The 17,597-nt window shown below is 59.1% G+C and carries 19 protein-coding genes and 1 pseudogene; 2 read left to right on the forward strand and 18 right to left on the reverse strand.

The features are described from left to right. Positions 1–14: 14 nt before the first annotated feature. The 4 genes and pseudogenes from BN1124_RS21725 to BN1124_RS17300 form a co-directional block, all read right to left on the reverse strand. Positions 15–227, reverse strand: a pseudogene (locus BN1124_RS21725) (ogr/Delta-like zinc finger family protein); the annotation flags it as partial. After that, on the reverse strand, positions 218–418 hold the full coding sequence (locus tag BN1124_RS21410) for a hypothetical protein (protein ID WP_156128428.1): 201 nt from the start codon (positions 416–418) through the stop codon (positions 218–220). The gene BN1124_RS21410 and the pseudogene BN1124_RS21725, both read right to left, overlap by 10 nt. Further along, the gene (locus tag BN1124_RS17295) at positions 418–657 is read right to left on the reverse strand and encodes a hypothetical protein (protein ID WP_042643930.1); all 240 of its coding nucleotides are present in this window, start codon (positions 655–657) and stop codon (positions 418–420) included. The genes BN1124_RS21410 and BN1124_RS17295 overlap by 1 nt, the downstream gene beginning before the upstream one ends. Further along, positions 654–983 (reverse strand): Cox family DNA-binding protein, encoded by a 330-nt coding sequence (locus BN1124_RS17300; protein ID WP_231553671.1) that lies wholly within the window; start codon positions 981–983, stop codon positions 654–656. The genes BN1124_RS17295 and BN1124_RS17300 overlap by 4 nt, the downstream gene beginning before the upstream one ends. A 107-nt stretch (positions 984–1,090) precedes the next feature. Here BN1124_RS17300 and BN1124_RS17305 point away from each other — a divergent pair, with 107 nt between their 5' ends. Together BN1124_RS17305 and BN1124_RS17310 are read left to right on the forward strand one after the other, a co-directional pair. Further along, positions 1,091–1,390, forward strand: a complete 300-nt coding sequence (locus tag BN1124_RS17305; RefSeq protein ID WP_042643932.1) for a helix-turn-helix domain-containing protein — start codon at positions 1,091–1,093, stop codon at positions 1,388–1,390. A gap of 66 nt (positions 1,391–1,456) precedes the next feature. Next, positions 1,457–2,443, forward strand: a complete 987-nt coding sequence (locus BN1124_RS17310) for a phage integrase (protein ID WP_042643934.1) — start codon at positions 1,457–1,459, stop codon at positions 2,441–2,443. Between the two features lie 142 nt (positions 2,444–2,585). On the opposite strand, the gene BN1124_RS17315 is transcribed toward BN1124_RS17310, so the two are convergent. The 14 genes from BN1124_RS17315 to BN1124_RS17380 form a co-directional block, all read right to left on the reverse strand. After that, positions 2,586–3,383: a DUF1338 domain-containing protein gene (locus tag BN1124_RS17315; RefSeq protein WP_042643936.1), complete on the reverse strand. Its 798-nt coding sequence runs from the start codon at positions 3,381–3,383 to the stop codon at positions 2,586–2,588. Positions 3,384–3,450: 67 nt separating this feature from the next. Next, on the reverse strand, positions 3,451–4,917 hold the full coding sequence (gene astD, locus BN1124_RS17320) for a succinylglutamate-semialdehyde dehydrogenase (RefSeq protein ID WP_042643937.1): 1,467 nt from the start codon (positions 4,915–4,917) through the stop codon (positions 3,451–3,453). A 67-nt stretch (positions 4,918–4,984) separates the two neighbouring features. Beyond that, positions 4,985–6,004, reverse strand: coding sequence for an arginine N-succinyltransferase (gene astA / locus BN1124_RS17325; protein WP_042643939.1), 1,020 nt, complete (start codon positions 6,002–6,004; stop codon positions 4,985–4,987). Between the two features lie 76 nt (positions 6,005–6,080). Beyond that, positions 6,081–7,298, reverse strand: coding sequence for an aspartate aminotransferase family protein (locus tag BN1124_RS17330; RefSeq protein WP_042643941.1), 1,218 nt, complete (start codon positions 7,296–7,298; stop codon positions 6,081–6,083). 278 nt (positions 7,299–7,576) lie between these two features. Beyond that, positions 7,577–8,158, reverse strand: coding sequence for an aminodeoxychorismate synthase component II (locus BN1124_RS17335; protein WP_042643944.1), 582 nt, complete (start codon positions 8,156–8,158; stop codon positions 7,577–7,579). A gap of 21 nt (positions 8,159–8,179) precedes the next feature. After that, positions 8,180–8,395 (reverse strand): hypothetical protein, encoded by a 216-nt coding sequence (locus BN1124_RS17340; protein ID WP_042643946.1) that lies wholly within the window; start codon positions 8,393–8,395, stop codon positions 8,180–8,182. 123 nt (positions 8,396–8,518) lie between these two features. Next, entirely contained in the window at positions 8,519–9,523 is a 1,005-nt protein-coding gene (gene trpS / locus BN1124_RS17345; protein WP_042643948.1) for a tryptophan--tRNA ligase, read from the reverse strand. Between the two features lie 39 nt (positions 9,524–9,562). After that, the gene (locus tag BN1124_RS17350) at positions 9,563–10,228 is read right to left on the reverse strand and encodes a phosphoglycolate phosphatase (RefSeq protein ID WP_042643950.1); all 666 of its coding nucleotides are present in this window, start codon (positions 10,226–10,228) and stop codon (positions 9,563–9,565) included. Beyond that, positions 10,218–10,889 (reverse strand): ribulose-phosphate 3-epimerase, encoded by a 672-nt coding sequence (gene rpe / locus BN1124_RS17355; protein ID WP_042643952.1) that lies wholly within the window; start codon positions 10,887–10,889, stop codon positions 10,218–10,220. The genes BN1124_RS17350 and rpe overlap by 11 nt, the downstream gene beginning before the upstream one ends. Before the next feature lie 214 nt (positions 10,890–11,103). Then, a complete protein-coding gene (locus BN1124_RS17360) occupies positions 11,104–11,976 on the reverse strand; it encodes a Dam family site-specific DNA-(adenine-N6)-methyltransferase (protein ID WP_042643954.1) in 873 nt (290 codons plus the stop codon). Positions 11,977–12,046: 70 nt separating this feature from the next. Continuing rightward, positions 12,047–13,576: an SPOR domain-containing protein gene (locus tag BN1124_RS17365; RefSeq protein ID WP_042643956.1), complete on the reverse strand. Its 1,530-nt coding sequence runs from the start codon at positions 13,574–13,576 to the stop codon at positions 12,047–12,049. After that, entirely contained in the window at positions 13,566–14,648 is a 1,083-nt protein-coding gene (aroB, locus tag BN1124_RS17370) for a 3-dehydroquinate synthase (RefSeq protein ID WP_042643958.1), read from the reverse strand. The genes BN1124_RS17365 and aroB overlap by 11 nt, the downstream gene beginning before the upstream one ends. A 16-nt stretch (positions 14,649–14,664) precedes the next feature. Next, positions 14,665–15,183 (reverse strand): shikimate kinase AroK, encoded by a 519-nt coding sequence (gene aroK, locus BN1124_RS17375; RefSeq protein WP_033131012.1) that lies wholly within the window; start codon positions 15,181–15,183, stop codon positions 14,665–14,667. Positions 15,184–15,374: 191 nt separating this feature from the next. Then, positions 15,375–17,588, reverse strand: coding sequence for a type IV pilus secretin PilQ (locus tag BN1124_RS17380; protein ID WP_042643960.1), 2,214 nt, complete (start codon positions 17,586–17,588; stop codon positions 15,375–15,377). Positions 17,589–17,597: the final 9 nt, after the last annotated feature.

Below are 17,597 nucleotides of genomic sequence, written 5' to 3' on the forward strand. Positions count from 1 at the left end.
AGTGAGCCGTGCGCCTCTGGCGACAATCCCCGTGCTAGATTCATGGCCATGTCACTGGCGCGTTTAGCCGAAGGGCTCAGGGTGTGGCTATAGGCTAGGGTGGACACCCAGGAGTGCCCGCAACTGGCGTCCGTGCATTGGCAATAGAGGTTGGCGACGCCCGCAGTCATGCGGTTGGTCTTGGTGATACGACCCAGCTGGCCGCACTCGGTGCACATCACGCGCATAGATTCCCCCGAAGCGGATTGACGGGTTGTGGCAAGTGCTGCCAGAGCGCGCCCCATGCCAAGGCATCGGGTTGCTCAATGGCGGCGAGGTAGTCAGGCAGGTGGATGAAGCGCTGGCAGGCTGGGCTGGCCAGCTTGCGACGTTGGAGTCGCAGGTTGCGCAAGGCGCAGGGGATAGATAAGATGCTCATCAAATCAAGCCCTCTAAAGCTGATTTGGAAACCCCGTTTGGTGTTGGCGCACCGTTAAGCGGGGTTTTTCTTTGCCCGTCATTCAGGGTTTGCAGCACCGCCAGCTTGCGCGACAGGCATTGCGCCCCCTTATCATGGCTGGCCCGTTGCTGGCGGCGGCTCACCTGCTCGACGGTTTCGCGCAGCAACTGCGCCCCCGCCATGTTCAGGGCCGTCTGTTCAGTCCATGCCTGGTTCATACCGGACTCCCCAGCCCCAGCCAAGACAACCAGCCGTCACGGATCTCACGGGGGCGGCTCTCAAAGGCCAGTTTCATGCCTTCGTTCCATGCCGGAAGGTAGATCCAGTATTCAGCCGGAGCGGTTGGGTTTAGGGGATTGCGCATCGGCACCACGGGCACCTTGCCCTTTTCGATCATCCCCCGCACGGCGCCCTTGGTCTTGCCTATCATCTTGGCGAAGACCTCTACGGGGACGGCATCCGAGGCGTTGATCATGGGCTCGAGCACTAGCGCGACACGTGGGTCGGCCTCGTTCAGCGGTTGGCTTTGGGTTGCTGCTGTCATCTGATATTCTCCCTTGTTAGCTATCAGTGGGCCGTAATGGGTCATAATGGCTATTATTGGAGTAATGTTTACTCCGATTGGGTAAATTCTTTATCTAAGGGGAGATTATGTCAATAGAAACAGCTGAGAAATTGAAGCTGATGAGGGAGTCTGAGCGCCTAAATAGAAGGCAACTATCTGAATTAACAGAGATTCCTTACAGTTCACTTTCTAGTTATGAAGGTGGGACGAAAGAGATCAGCATGAAAGCTGTCAAAAAGCTTTTCTCTGTGCCGCAGTTCAGCAAGTACATGATGTGGTTTTTAACTGACAAGATTGCACCTGAAGCCGGGCAAATCGCGCCGGTTCTCGCACACTTTGGGCAAGAGGAAGGGGACTCATCCCTCTCCGACCAGAAAATTGGCTAACCCTGCATGAGGCGTTTCTCGACGCCATAGAATCATCGGGATTGAGTTACATCGGAGGGCTTCGCTATGTCGATTAAGAAGCTCGATGATGGTCGTTATGAAGTGGACGTAAGACCGACGGGGCGTTACGGAAAACGCATCCGGCGGAAGTTTGCCAAGAAGCATGAAGCAACCGCCTTTGAGCGGTATGTGTTGGCAAACCAGCATGACAAGGCGTGGATAGAGAAACCGAAGGATGCCCGGCCATTGTCCGAGCTTATCCAACTCTGGTGGCTCTATCATGGGCAGAACATGAAGTGGGGAACGAGCGCACGTCAAACCCTGGAGTTGGTTGAACGGCAGATGGGTAACCCCTGCGCTTTTCAGATTGATGACCGCGCAATTGCGGTGCTTCGATCTCGATTGCTCAGTCAGGGCATCAAGGCTTCAACCGTGAACCGGCGTCTTATCACCTTGGGCGGGATGTTCACTTTTCTCATTGATGCTGGGATGTATCATGCTCCCCATCCATTAAGAGAAATGAAGAAGCTCAAAGAGGCTCCCACCGCCATGAGTTATTTATCCCAGAGCGAGATCACGGGGTTACTCAGTCGGTTAGAGGGTGAGAACCGTAAGCTGGCCGTGCTGTGCTTGAGCACTGGCGCTCGGTGGGGAGAAGCAGTCGCACTCAGGGCTGAACATGTCATCAATCAACGGGTGATGTTTGTGGCCACCAAGAACGGCAAAACGCGCGTAGTACCGATCTCGGCAGATGTCTCGGCACAATTAGCTGATGGAAGGTCGGGGCGGTTATTCCCGAAGGTTGATTATCTGACGGTGCGGCAGGTGCTGCGAGAGGTGAAACCGGACTTGCCACAGGGGCAGGCGTCCCATGTATTGCGGCACACCTTCGCTACCCATTTTATGGCTAATGGCGGGAACATCATCACGCTGCAGCGGATCTTGGGCCATGCGAACATCCAGCAGACAATGACCTATGCGCATTTTGCGCCGGACTATCTGCAGGATGCCATCACCTTCAACCCACTACGAGGAGGGACTGGCATTGAGTGACCACCAGGTGTCCACACTTAGGGTCATTTTGCCTTGTGATATAGGGGCATAGTGGTAGCTAAGTGATTGATCCCCCGTGCAGTGGATTGCTGCACGGGGTAGCTCAAAGCTCCTTTCGGGGCGTTTTTAGCAATAACATCTATCACATGGCGTTGGTGGATTCGAAAATCTTGTCCGCCGAGGCTTCGACGAAGCCCGGGTAGAGCACGCCGTCGGCCTGGGGATAGCGCCGGGCGAACTCGTAGAAGCAGCTCGGGATGGCGCGCACGCCGTCGCTGAAGGGCACATCCGCCTTGTCGGCCATGGTGGAGGATTGCTCCAGCATCACCTGGGGATCCCCCTTCACCTCGCCACCCACGGTATTGAGCACGAAGCCCGCCGCCTTCAAGGCCGCGTTGACCTCTTCTATGGTCTCAAAATCGCTCAAGCGGTTGATGTTGACCGTGAAGTGGTTGGCACGGTAGCCCCAGGCCGCCATCCAGGCCGCATACTCGCTCTCCGCCAGCAGGGTCTGGTAATCGCTCCAGGAGACTTGCCAGGGGGCGCCCGTATAGAGAAAGGCCGGGGTGTCGGTCAGGTGATCGGGCACCTGATCCACCAGCTTGTGGATGATGGCCTGAGCCGTCTCGGAGAGCTCCTCCACCTTCAGCTCGCTGATGAACACCTTGGGGGCATCTGGATCCATGTGTTCGAAGTGCTTGGCGTAGAGCTTCTTGGCCTTGAACACATACTCGCCCTTCTCCTCGTAGCCCAGGGCGCGGAAGTGGGCCGCCAGCTTCTCCAGCCCGAGTTTGGGTAGGTTGTAGGTCCGAAACGCCACGTGATCGTTGATGATGGGGGCGCCGCCACCCAACAGCTGATGAACCTGATGGGCGCTCGGGGTGACCTGAATGTAGTTGTCCCACAGATGGCCAAACAGGGTCTCGATATCCTTTTGCATCTCTCTTTCCTTTGATTGCGGGTACAGACAAGGGCACCGCTGAGTGCCCCTCTTTATTTTCTTGTTATCAGAAGGTCAGACCGGGGGACAGCTGATCCGGCATGGCGGCTTTGCTGTCCTCGACGGAGGCGACCGGATAAGCACAGTAGTCCGCGGCGTAGTAGGCGCTCGCCCTGTGGTTGCCGGAGGCACCGATGCCGCCGAAGGGCGCGGCACTGGAGGCGCCGGTGATGGGCTTGTTCCAGTTCACTATGCCGGCGCGGATGCGCTTGAAGAAGTGCTGCCAGTCCGCCTCGTTGTCGCCGAGCAGGCCGGCCGACAGGCCGAAGCTGGTGGCGTTGCCCTGATCGATGGCGGCGTCGAAATCGTCATAGCGAATGAGCTGCAGCAGCGGGCCGAAGTACTCCTCGTCCGGCAGTGCGCTCACCGCGGTCACGTCTATGATGCCGGGGGAGACGAAACCGGTACCGGCTTGCAGGTGCTTGAGGGCAAGCAGGCTCTCGCCACCAAGGCGCTGCAGGTTGGCCTGCGCCTCCACCATGCCGAGCGCCGCTCGCTCGCTGATCATGGCGCCCATAAAGGGTTGATCGGCGGCGTCATAGAGACCGACTTTGATCTGACCGACCACGTCCACCAGGCGTTTGACCAGGGCATCGCCCCGGGCGCCACGCTCCACGAACAGGCGGCGCGAGCAGGTGCAACGCTGACCCGAGGTGATAAAGGCGGATTGCACTATTGCATGGACGGCGCCGTCGATGTCGCTCACGTCTTTGACGATCAGCGGGTTGTTGCCGCCCATTTCCAGGGCCAGGATCTTGCCCGGCTGGCCGGCAAACTGCTGGTGCAGGAAGTGACCGGTGCGGGACGAGCCGGTGAAAAAGAGGCCGTCGATGTCCGGATTGCCGGCCAACGCCTTGCCGGTCTCAACCTCGCCCTGGACCAGATTCAGCACGCCCTTGGGCAGGCCCGCCTCCTGCCAGATCTTCAGCATGGCTTCCGCCACCATGGGGGTCAGCTCGGAAGGCTTGAATACCACGGTATTGCCTGCGATCAGCGCAGGCACTATGTGACCGTTTGGCAGGTGGCCCGGGAAGTTGTAGGGGCCAAACACCGCGACCACGCCGTGGGGCTTGTGGCGCACGAACGCCTTGGCGCCCGGCATGGGGTTTTCGACGGTGCCGGTGCGCTCGTCATGGGCGCGGATGGAGATGGCGATCTTGCCCTGCATGGCGGCCACTTCGGTGCGGGTCTCCCACAGCGGTTTGCCGGTTTCGCGGGCTATGGTCAGGGCTAGCGCCTCCTTGTGTTCCCCGAGCAGGTCGGCGTAACGGCGTACGATGGCGAGGCGATCGTCCTGCGCCAGATCGGACCAATGGTAGAAGGCGTTGCGAGCGGCCTTGACTGCGGCATCGACCTGGGCGGCACTGGCGGCTCCCCCTTGCCAGATCACTTCATTCTTGGCCGGGTCTTTTGACTCAAACGGCTTGCCTTCACCGGCCAGCCACTGGCCATCGATAAGTTGCACTAAAGACATATTCACTCCCTGTGGTTCACAGGCAGCCGTGGCTGCCTGCTTCAGATGTTATGGCCTCGCCGATCCGTCACTCCAGATCGACGACCCGCACCATGTCGCCATTCTCCACCTTGAGGGCGGCCGCCATCTTGGGCGGAATGATGGCTTCGTGCTTGTCCAGATCGACCCGGATGTTGCCGTAACAGGCGCGGTACTGATCGAAGCGGGTATTGCACAGCAGATAGGTATGGCCGCCGATGGGCTCACCCACCAGCACCCGCAGCTTCTGGCTGCGGCGTACGCTACGGATGTGCTTCACGTCGCACTCGACCGTGGGGCCCGCATCGAAGATGTCGACGTAGCCGCGGTTCACGAACCCCTCGTCCTGCAGCATCTTGATGGCCGGGCGGGTCTTCTCGTGGGTCTGGCCGATGACGGCGCGCGCCTCGTTGCTCAGCAGATTGACGTAGATCGGGTACTTGGGCATCAGCTCGGCGATGAAACGCTTCTTGCCGATGCCGGTGAGATAGTCGACGGTGGGAAAGTCCATCGAGAAGAAATGCTTTTGCAGCCACTCGTAAAACGGGCTGTGACCGTCGCCATCGGAGACGCCGCGCATCTCGGCAAAGACGGTTTCATCGAATAATTCCGGGTGCTCGGCCATAAACAGGAAACGGTGCTTGGAGAGCAGCCGGCCATTGAGCCCCTCGCGGGCGCATTCACGCAGAAACAGGGTGCACAGCTCGGAGTTGCCGGTGTAGTCGTTGGACAGGGTAAGCGTCTCGACCACGTTGTAGATGCCGAGCTTGGGGGACGAGTGCACCACCTTGCCGATGTGGTAGTTGTAGAAGGGCTGGGACAAGCCGACGGCCGCATCGATGGCACAGGTGCCGACCATTTCGCCGGTCTCCAGATCCTCGGCCACGAAGAAATAGAGGCAGTCTCCCTTGCCGGCAGGCTTGTCCAGGAAGGTCTGGGTCGAGGCATCGATCTTGCGTTGCAGCAGCTCGTCGTTGACGGGCAATGAAGTCATGCCGGTGCCGGATTCGATGGCACAGGTTTTGAGGCCGGCGAAGTCGCGCTGCTCGATAGGACGGATAACCAACATAAATGACAACTCCCTTTCATTGACGACAGGTGGGGTCCCGGCTCCTGCCGGGAGGGCTCCCCACCTCAATTCCTGATCAGGCGTTGATAACCTGAGCGACCGCTTTCTCGAACCGGGCCAGACCTTCCTTGATGTCCGCTTCCGGGATAACCAGTGAGGGTGCGAAGCGCACTACGTTAGTGCCCGCTACCAGTGCCATCAGCCCCTGGTCGATGGAGGCCAGCAGGAAGTCACGGGAGCGCCCCTTGAAGTCGTCATTCAACACGGCGCCCAGCAACAGCCCCTGACCACGCACTTCGCTGAAGCAGTGGTACTTGGCATTGATGGCTTCGATGCCGTCACGGAACAGCTGTTCACGCTGCTTGATGCCATTGAGCACTTCCGGTGTATTGACCACATCCAGCACGGCTTCCGCCACGGCGCACGCCAGCGGGTTGCCGCCATAGGTGGAGCCGTGAGTGCCCACTTTCAGGTGAGCCGCGATCTCGCTGGTGGTCAGCATGGCCCCGATGGGGAAGCCGCCGCCGAGCGCCTTGGCGCTGGTGAGGATATCCGGGGTAACGCCCAAGCCCATGTAGGCGTACAGATCGCCGGTACGGCCCACGCCGGATTGCACTTCGTCATAAACAAGCAGGGCGTTGTGCTTGGTGCACAGCTCGCGCACACCCTTGGCAAACTCGTCGGTGGGACGAATGATGCCACCCTCCCCCTGCAGCGGCTCCATCACCACGGCACAGGTGTTGTCGGAGATGGCGGCCGCCAGCTCTTCCAGGTTGTTGTAGGTGACATGGGTGATATCGGCGGGTTTCGGGCCGAAACCATCGGAGTAGGCCGCCTGGCCGCCGACGCTGACGGTGAAGAAGGTGCGACCGTGGAAGCCCTGGTGGAAGGCGATGATCTGGGTCTTGTGGGCACCGAACTTGTCGATGGCGTAGCGACGGGCCAGCTTCAAGGCGGCTTCGTTCGCTTCGGCACCGGAGTTGCAGAAATAGATCTTCTCGGCGAAGGTGGCATCGACCAGCTTCTTGGCCAGGCGCAGGGCCGGCTCGTTGGTCATCACGTTGGAGAGGTGCCACAGCTTCTCACCCTGGGTTTTCAGGGCCTCGACCAGCTTGGGATGGCAATGACCGAGGCCATTGACCGCGATCCCGCCCGCGAAGTCGACATACTCGCGGCCTTCCTGATCCCAGACACGTGATCCCTCGCCGCGCACCGGAATGATCTTGGCGGGCGCATAGTTGGGAACCATCACTTCATCAAACACTTCACGTGTCACTGCCAACAACTCTGACATATCGCTCTCCTGCTATCTGGCGACAGAATAATCCACCGCTTAAAAGTTAAATCCATGTAAACACATCGGCATTGTCACAGAAAAAAAGCTAAAAGTCTGCAACAAGCCGCGTTACAGGGAACAATGTTCGATTGCCTGTGAGATTTTAGGCAACCACATTGCATAACGGCTCAAGGGGGGTTGGCAAGAGATAATTTGGGCAGGGAGAGGGGTGAATAAAGTGTCAGAGAAAATATTTTTGGCCTCCTTCCGATTCTGGGATGGCCATCACGATTTTTTCAGGAGGCGGCTAAAAAATTGGCCAGCAACTGGTGGCCCTGCTCGCTCAGAATGCTCTCCGGATGGAACTGAACGCCTTCCAGCGCCAGTGTTTTATGCCGCAGCCCCATGATCTCGTCGACGCTGCCGTCGGCGTGTTCACTCCAGGCGGTGACTTCGAAACAGTCGGGCAGGGTCTCGCGCTCCACCACCAGCGAATGGTAGCGGGTGACCCGCAGCGGATCCTTCAATCCCTTGAAAACACCTTCCCCTCGATGACGAATGAGGGACGTCTTGCCGTGCATCACCCGACGGGCACGCACCACGCGCGCGCCGAAGGTCTGAGCCAGGGACTGATGGCCGAGGCAGACGCCGAGGATGGGGATCTGGCCCGCGAAGCGGCGGATGGCGGCAAGGGAGATACCCGCCTCATTGGGCGTGCAAGGACCGGGGGAGATCACCAGATAGCGGGGGGCGAGCCGGACTATGTCATCCAGGCTCAGCTCGTCGTTGCGCTTCACCACCACCTCCTGTCCCAGGGCGCCAAAATATTGCACCAGGTTCCAGGTAAAGGAGTCGTAGTTATCGATCAACAACAGCATGGGATAACCGAAGGCAGAGGATCAACGATCCAGGTAGCGGCCCTGTTCCATCTCGCGCTCGCGCTGGCATTCGGCCAGATAGATGGCGGCGGCGATGGCCGGGGTCTTGTGGTATTTGTCGATGGCGTTGGAGACCATCAGTTGCAGGGTGGTGAGGTTCTTGGCCTTGCGAAACTTTCGCAGCCAGTGACCCTTGTCACCCAGTTCTTCAATCACGGCATTTGGTTCGACAGACATGCTTTCTCTTGGGGTAAAGACCCGCGTTTGACATTGGAAGAAGGAATAACGAACAAGGGGTCGGATAAAACAAAGAAAGCCAGGCAGATACCCAGCTCTCTCCTACTACACCTTCCCAGTATGTCAGGCTCGAGGAACGAAGCCGACTACATCATATACGCTGGTCAGGGTTTTTTCAGCCCTTTCACGCGCCTTTTGTGCTCCTGCCGCCAAAATGGCCTGCAGATGAGCCTCATCCTGACGCAGCGCGTGGAAGCGGGCCTGGATGGGCTCCAGCAGGGCGACCACGGCCTCGGCGGTTTCGGTCTTGAGGTGGCCGTACATCTTGCCTTCGAAGTGCTGCTCGAGCTCGGGGATGGAGCGACCCGTTACCCCGGACATCAGGGTCAGCAGGTTGGAGACCCCTGGCTTGTTCTCCGGATCGAAGCGCACCACCGCCGGCTCGTCGGAGTCGGTCATAGCCCGCTTGATCTTCTTGATGATCTGCTTGGGATCTTCCAGCAGGCCGATGAAGTTGGCCTCGTTGTCGTCAGACTTGGACATCTTCTTGGTCGGATCCTGCAGGCTCATCACCCGGGCACCGTCGGCCGGAATGAAGGGCTCTGGCAGGGTGAACACCTCGCCGTGCAGGTTGTTGAAACGGGTGCAGATGTCGCGGGTCAGCTCCAGGTGTTGCTTCTGATCGTTGCCGACCGGCACCTGATTGGCCTGATACAGCAGGATATCCGCCGCCATCAGCACCGGATAACCGAACAGGCCGACGTTGACGTTGTTCTCGAAGCGGGCGGACTTGTCCTTGAACTGGGTCATGCGCGACAGCTCGCCCATCTGGGTGTAGCAGTTCAGGATCCAGCCAAGCTCCGCATGCTGAGGCACATGAGACTGGATGAAGACGGTGCTCTTGGCGGGATCTATCCCCACCGCCAGATAGAGGGCGGCGGCATCGAGACACGCCTTGCGCAGGGCGGCCGGCTCCTGGCGGGTGGTGATGGCATGCAGATCGACGATGCAATAGAGGCAGTCGAAGTCATCTTGCATGTTGACCCACTGACGCAGGGCGCCCAGGTAGTTGCCTATGGTCAGCTGGCCAGAGGGTTGGGCGCCGCTCAATACGATTGGTTTAGTCATGAGAGTGTTGATCCTTGTTGTTCGTCCGACCCGGCGGTCTTATTCGGCCAGCAGGGCATCGAGCTGGGCAAACTGTTCGCATACCCAATCCGGGCGGGAATCGGCGATGGGGCGGCCATAGTTGTAGCCGTAGGTGAGCCCCACCACCTTCATGCCGGCAGCCTGGGCGGCCAGCACGTCATTTTCGGAGTCCCCCACCATCAGGGTGCGGGAGGGCTTTACCCCCAGCTCGTGGCAGGCATGCAGCAAGGGCGCCGGGCTCGGCTTCTTCTCGGGCACGCAGTTGCCCCCCAGCCAGAGCGCGAAGCAATCGCTGATGCCGAGGGCATCCAGAATGGGCTGCACGAAGTGGCTCGGCTTGTTGGTCACTACCGCCTGGCGGTAACCGAGCCGTTGCAGACGGCGCAGGCTCTGCTCCACCCCGTCATACATGGCCAGCCCTTCCAGCAGACAAGCGCGATAGTGAGCATCGAACAGGGGGCGGGCCTTGGCAAAGAGATCCGGCGCGTCGCGGTAATCCAGCGCACGCTGGATCAGCTTGTCAGCACCGTTGCCGACCCAGGTGCGCACCACGGCCTCGTCGGCCTCGGCCAGTCCCAGATCGGAGAGGGTGCGGTTGACCGCCAGCGCCAACTGGGAGGCGCTGTCGATCAGGGTGCCATCCAGATCGAACAGCACCAGATCGAAGGGACGTTCAACGGACATGAGCCAGCTCCGCCCGCATCTGATCGATCACTGCCTTGTAATCCGGTTTGCCGAAGATGGCGGAACCGGCCACAAACATGTCGGCACCGGCGGCAGCGATCTCGCGGATGTTCTCCACCTTGACCCCACCGTCGATCTCGAGACGAATGTCACGGCCACTCTCGTCGATCAGCCGGCGCACCTGACGCAGCTTGTCGAGGGTGCCGGGGATGAAGCTCTGACCACCGAAGCCCGGGTTGACCGACATCAGCAGGATCACGTCCAGCTTGTCCATCACGTATTCGAGGCAGGAGAGCGGGGTGGCCGGGTTCAGCACCAGGCCGGCCTGGCAGCCCTGCTCCTTGATGAGACCCAGGGTGCGATCCACGTGATCGGAGGCTTCCGGATGGAAGGTGATCAGGTTGGCACCGGCCTTGGCAAAGTCCGGGACGATGCGGTCCACCGGCTTGACCATCAGGTGCACATCGATGAGCGCCTCGATGCCGTAGTCACGCAGGGCCTGACAGACCATGGGGCCTATGGTCAGGTTGGGGACATAGTGGTTGTCCATCACGTCGAAATGCACCACGTCGGCACCGGCGGCCAGCACCTTGGCGACATCCTCGCCCAGACGGGCAAAGTCGGCGGAGAGGATCGAGGGGGCAATCAGAAAGTCTTTCATCAGCGTCATCCATTGGCAGCGTGGCAGAAAAAGCGGCGCAATTTTACCGCAAACGGGAGATGAAAACGACCCGCAAGTACGGAGAACGCGGACCGACGGCCTTACCGCAAATCGGTGATGAAAATGACCCGCAAGTACGAAGAACGCGGAGCGCCAGATTTACTGAAAATGTCTGCCGAAAACAACGACGGCTCCCAAAGGAGCCGTCCACACACTAATTCAGGGAGACCAGCTCGGTCTCGCTCGGATAGTAACCCTGTTCCGGCTCTATGCCCGGCGGGTAGAGTGCCAGCAGCTCGGCCACCTTGTTGCGGCCACCACCGTTGCGGCTGATGGTGCGCTTGACCAGAATCTCATCCAGCCTAGCACCGCGATACAGCTCCCGCGTCAGCTCAAGATCGTGGTTGCTGATGAGCACGGGCACCCCCTTGTGGGCGGCGGTGTGGCGAGCCAGTCGGGCCAGCAGAGCCTGATCGTCCAGGGTGAAACCCCCGGCCGAATAGCTGGTGAAGCTCGCCGTGGTGGAGAGCGGTGCGTAGGGCGGATCGCAGTAGATCACCCAGTCTTCCTCTGCTCTGGCCATGGCATCGGCATAACTCTCGCAGATAAAGGTGGCCTTCTGCGCCTTCTCGGCGAAGGCCCACAGCTCTTTTTCCGGGAAATAGGGCTTCTTGTAAGAACCGAAGGGCACGTTGAAGCCGCCCTTCTTGTTGTACCGGCACAGACCGTTGAAGCCATGACGGTTCAGGAACAGGAACAACTGGGCCCGCTCAAAACCGGCTTCGGTCTGGTTGAATTGGGTGCGCAGGCGATAGTAAGCGGTCTTGTGGTTGTACTCGGCCACGAACAGCTTGCGCGCCTCGGCGATGAAGCTATCCGGCTGCTGCTTGAGGTGATTGTAGAGACCGATCAGATCCGGATTGATGTCGTTGAGCACGTAGGCATCGTAATCGGTGTTGAGAAACACCGAGCCCGCCCCGACGAAGGGCTCCAGCAACACACGCCCGGCCGGCAACCGCTCGGCTATCTCTTCGACCAGGGAGTATTTTCCCCCGGCCCATTTTAAAAATGCGCGTGTTTTTTTCATGGAAATCCGGTGTTAAGAAGGCAACGCTCAAAAAAGGGGGACGATTCTACCCCCTTCCCAGGGCGAATGGCTATTGCTTCAACTCTTTTTGTATCTGGGCAAACGACTTGGGCCAGGGTTGTCCCTTGAGCAAGTCCGGAGACAACTTGCGGATCGCCGCCTTGGCCTGGGTGCTGTTGGCATAGTCCCCCTGCACCACCACATACCAGGGGCTGCCACGGAAGCGCGTCTTGTAAACCCACACCTTGCCTGCCAGCCCATGTTCGGCCACGAAGCTGTCGGCCGCCTGGGTGTTGCTCGCCCCCATCAGCTGGATGCTGTAGTGATTTCGGGCTTTCTTGTTGAGCGTGGCGACCGGCGTCAGCGCCACCTTGGGCACCGGTGCGGCGACGGGTTCGGCCGCCACAACGGGCTTGGCCGTAGCAGCAGGTGTATTGCCCTGGGCCTTGGCGACAGGCTGCGGTGGCACTGTGGTCGAAGCCGGTTCAGCCCCCGTCAGCTCGTCCACCACGGCGGTGGGCAGGGCGCCACTGACGTTGGGCTGCTTCATCAATTTCTCGACCACCTCGTCGGAGATGACCACCCGGCGCCCCTCGTAATTGGTCGATTCCGTGGTGACCGTCTCGCTCTCGACCTTCTTGGGCAGGGTCTTGGCATCGGGCTGCCAGTCACGGGCGAGCTGATTGTTACCCTGCTCACCAGACGAGGTGCCACTAGACTGGGCCCCGCTCGTCCCCCCCACATTGAGCGGGTCGGTCGCAACCGGATTGGGCAGGGCCATGCCCTCGGACGAGGCCTGGGTGCTCTCCTTGCCTTTGTCATCAAACAGGGGGAGGTAACTCAGGGCCAGCAGGCCGGCGGCGGCCAGCGCCAGCACGGTCGCTATCTTCTTGACGGGCAACTCGGCCTGACGTTTCTTGGGCCTTCTGTCGGTCATGATATCCTCCAATGACTGCATGATGGCGGACGGGTGTCCGTTTGCTCCACTCAGGATCTCTTCTACTTTCGGCTTGGGCAAGAGGGCTGTCGGGATCTTGAGCTCTTTGGCCTTCTCATACAAGAAGATACGCTGCTCTGGCGCGCTCAGTGGCGCGACCTCCAGCTCGAGTGCGGGCATGGCCCGCCCCTTGAGCCCGGCCTTCTGGTTGCGACACCAGACGTCATCGCCAGAGAGCACGATCGCCAGTTTGTGGGGATGCTCGAGGGTGTCGTTGTGGCGGCAGAGCGCCCACAGCTCCCCGGCCAGCTCGGCAGGCAACTCGTCGGCACGCTCGATGAGCAGCAGCAGGGTCGAGGATTTGCCCTCCAGCATGCGAAAGAAACTGTCTGCCAGCGCATCTTGTGGATTGAACAGCGGTCTCGCCACCACCTGCTGGAGCAGTAGTTGGCGCACGTCGGCCATCTTCATGGCCGCGCTGCCGATAAGGCTCACCACCCGCACAGTGTCGGGCAATCTGCCCAACAGGGATTCACACAGGGTGCCACGCCCGCTGCCGGGTTTGCCACAGAGAAAAATGAAGGGGTGATTGAACTCAATCAGGTGCAGCAGCCGGTCAACCAGCTGCCGCTGGGAAGGGAGTTTTAGCAGTTTATTCGTCACGACCAGACTCAATTACCGCCATCAATTGTGCATCAGTGACGTCGGCCACTACCTGGGCCTGACCGATCCCGACCGGCAACACCAGTCTCAATTTACCTTCCAGCACCTTCTTGTCGCGGCGCATATGGCGAATGAAGGCGGTGAAATCCATCTCGGGCGGCGCCTGAACAGGCAAGTCTGCCGCCAGCAGCAGCGCGCGGATCCGCGCCACCTGTTGTTCGGTCACATCACCACGGGCAAGGGCCGTGTCAGCCGCCAGCATCATGCCCGCCGCCACCGCCTCGCCATGCAGCCAATTGCCATAGCCTTTCTCGGCTTCGATGGCATGGCCGAAGGTGTGACCCAGATTCAGCAAGGCACGCACGCCGTGCTCGGTCTCATCCTGCGCGACCACGTCGGCCTTGATTTCACAACAGCGGCGAATGGCGTAAGAGAGCGCATCCGTATCGAGTCGCTGCAGACGCACCATGTTGGCTTCGAGCCAGGAGAAGAATTCAGCATCCCAAATGATGCCATATTTGATCACCTCGGCCATGCCAGCGGCAAATTCGCGGGCTGGCAGGGTCTTGAGGCATTCGGTATCGATCACGACATGCTTGGGCTGATAGAAAGCGCCCACCATGTTCTTGCCGAGGGGGTGATTGACGGCGGTCTTGCCGCCGACGGAGGAGTCAACCTGGGAGAGCAGTGTGGTAGGCACTTGAATGAACGGAATGCCACGTTGGTAGCTTGCCGCAGCAAAGCCGACAACGTCACCTATCACGCCACCTCCCAGAGCGATGAGGGTGGTATCACGACCATGGTTGGTTTCCAGCAGAGCGGACATGATCCGCTCGAAGGTTGCCAGGGTTTTGTAGGCCTCGCCATCCGGCAGGATCAGGTGCTCCACCTGAAAACCGGACAGCAACTGAATGATCTGCTCAAGATACAAGGGGGCAACGATGGTGTTGGTCACTATCATGACCCGCTTGCCCTTGATGGTCTGCGTCAGCACCTCGGGGCGTTGCAACAGACCAGCAGCTATCTCAATCGGGTAGCTGCGTTCACCCAATTCGACCTTCAACCTTTCCATGGACGTCCTCTATTGATTACATGCCAATCAACTTAACAATTTGATTAGCAACAATTTTTGCACTTTGATCATCGGTCTGGATGACAAAGTCTGCCACTTCTTCATACAGGGCATTACGTTCTTGCGCCAGACGCTCAAGCACTTCACGCGGCGGCTCTTCGGTTTGCAGCAGGGGACGACGCTTGTCTCTCTGGGTACGTGCCAGCTGCTTCTCAATGGTGGTTTCGAGGTAGACCACTATGCCACGCGCAGAGAGCTTGTTACGGGTTTCGCGACTCTTGATAGCGCCACCTCCCGTTGCCAGCACGATACCTTGCTGTTCAGCAAGATCGCCGATGACCTTCTCTTCGCGGATCCGGAAACCCTCTTCGCCTTCAACATCGAACACCCAGCCGATATCGGCACCACTGCGGCGCTCAATCTCATGATCCGAGTCGAAAAACTCCATGTGCAGTTGTTCTGCCAGATGTCTACCTATGGTGCTCTTGCCCGCACCCATGGGACCTATCAGGAAAATATTGCGTTTCTCAGCCATGTCTTTTCGTTAGTAATTACAAACTGTATGGCCCCGGTAAACACTCGACCGGGGTACCTATGAACCTTATCTTGCGATGGATCAGGAGGGGGATTATCTCAATAGAAATCAGGACTGGCAACCGCAGCCCTTACGCCCCAGCCTCATTGGGGCGTAAGGTTATATGTGTTTTACCCTCACATGTAAAGTTTTCAGAGGGCGTCGGTGACTATCCGCGGGGTCACGAAGATCAGCAATTCCCGCTTCTTGTTCTCGCTGGTGGTTTTCTTGAACAGGTAGCCAAGACCGGGAATATCCCCCAGCAGCGGCACCTTGGTCACGTCACTCTTGATGGTCTGCTGGTAGATGCCGCCGAGTACCAGAGTCTCGCCGTTGTTGACCAGCACCTGGGTGGTGATCGACTGGGCGTTGATGGAAACCGCATCCCCGGTACCGGTCGGGACCGTTTCCCCCTTGGTATCCTGAGTCACGGTCAGATCCAGAATCACCCGGTTGTCCGGGGTGATCTGCGGCGTCACCTTGAGGCTCAGTACTGCCTTCTTGAAGGTGACCGAGGTTGCCCCGCTGGAGGAAGACTCCACATAGGGGATCTCGGTACCCTGCTCGATCAGGGCTGGCTTCTGGTTTGCTGTGGTAACGCGCGGGCTCGCGATGATCTCCGCCTTGCTCTCTTTTTCCAGCGCAGAGAGCTCGAGATCCAGCAAGGTGCCGTTAGCCAGACGCGCCACCTGGAATGCCAGGGTACCGGCGGCATTGGTGACCGGCAGATTGACGTTCAACCTGTCCTCGACATTTGGTCGGGTAATGGCAGAGGTGCTGGCATTGTTACCCGAACCGTCATTGCCCTCTATGGTGCCCGAGGTACCATTGCCGTGACCATCGGTCTTGGTGACTCCCCAACGCACCCCCAGCGCCTCATCGAAGCCGTCATCTATGGTCACCATACGGGCTTCGATCACCACCTGCTTGACTGGGATATCGAGGATATCCAGCATCCGTTTGACGTTGCCGATGACATCCGCCGTGTCTTTGACCACCAGCACGTTGGTCCGCTCATCCACGCTCACCGCCCCTCTGGCAGAGAGCAACTTGGTACTCTCGGAGGAGAGCAAGGCCGCGACTTCGGCCGCCTTGGCATAGTTGATCTGCAGATATTCGGTATAGAGTGGCGCCAGGTCGGCCACCTGATTACGGCTCTCCAGCTGTTGCTTCTCACGGGCGGCAATCTCATCCGCCGGCGCCACCAGCAGAATGTTGTTATCCAACCGCTTATCCAGCCCCCTGACCTTGAGGATGATGTCCAGCGCCTGCTCCCAGGGCACACCGTCAAGGCGCAGGGTGATGTTGCCGGAGACGGAATCCGTGGTCACCAGGTTGAGATTATTGAAGTCGGCGATGATCTGTAGCACTGTCCTCACCGGAATATCCTGGAAGTTCAGTGAGATAGGTTTGCCCTGATACTGCTTCGCCGCTGTCGTGGCGACACGCTTCTTCACCTCGATGATGAACATCTTGTCCGCTTGATCGTAGCGATAATCAAACTGGCCATTGACCGAGATCTCAAACAGGGTGTCGTTGCCCTGGCGGAACACCTCTACCTGAGAGACCGGGGTTGCAAAATCCTGCACGTTGATGAGATTGAGCTGATCATCCGGTACCCGGGTACCATGGAACTTGGCCAACACCTTCTGACCACGGCTGCTGACATCTACGGCCGCCGAGCTGTTGTCCAGGGTAACCAGAAACTCCCCCTGCCCTTCCTTGCCACGCCGAAAATCCACCCCTTTGACCGAGTTGAAATAGGCTCCCCCCGAATTGGCCTGTGAAGTGGTCAATACCGGCTTGCTGGCCACCACAGGTGCTGGTGCTGCAGCAGAGGCGAGCTGGGGTTGTGGCTGTGATTGGTTCTGGGCGATCCGCTGGGTATCAACCAAGGCTGACTGCGTCACTGGCTGGTTCCTGACGAGTGCCGATGGGGTTGCCGTGGGAGAAACCGTGGTGGTTGCTGTCGATTGACTGACCTTTTCACCCAGTGACACCAGCAATTTATTACCCTGTTGATGGACCTGATAGGGCGTCAGTTGATCGAGGGCTATCTTGATATCGAGCCCCTCCCCCTTGCCCTCAACCTTGAGGCTATCCACCCCCTGCTGTTTGATGGGCAGTGGATTCACCGTCAGCGCCCCGACGGCCCCCGGCACATGTAGCAGTAGCTGATTGGGTTCATAGGAGAGCCTGTCGGTAAAGCTGCTCACTGGCTCGCTGAAACTCAATTCCAGTAAGAGCTGATCGGCCAAGAGTGGATTCACCTTGACCTCCTGCAACGTCGGTATTGCCCACACCTGACCACATGCACCAAGACACAGCAGCGCCACGCCGGTCATCCTGCTTATTGTTGTTCTCATCTCTGCTCA

Source organism: Aeromonas eucrenophila, assembly GCF_000819865.1.
GTDB lineage: Bacteria > Pseudomonadota > Gammaproteobacteria > Enterobacterales > Aeromonadaceae > Aeromonas > Aeromonas eucrenophila.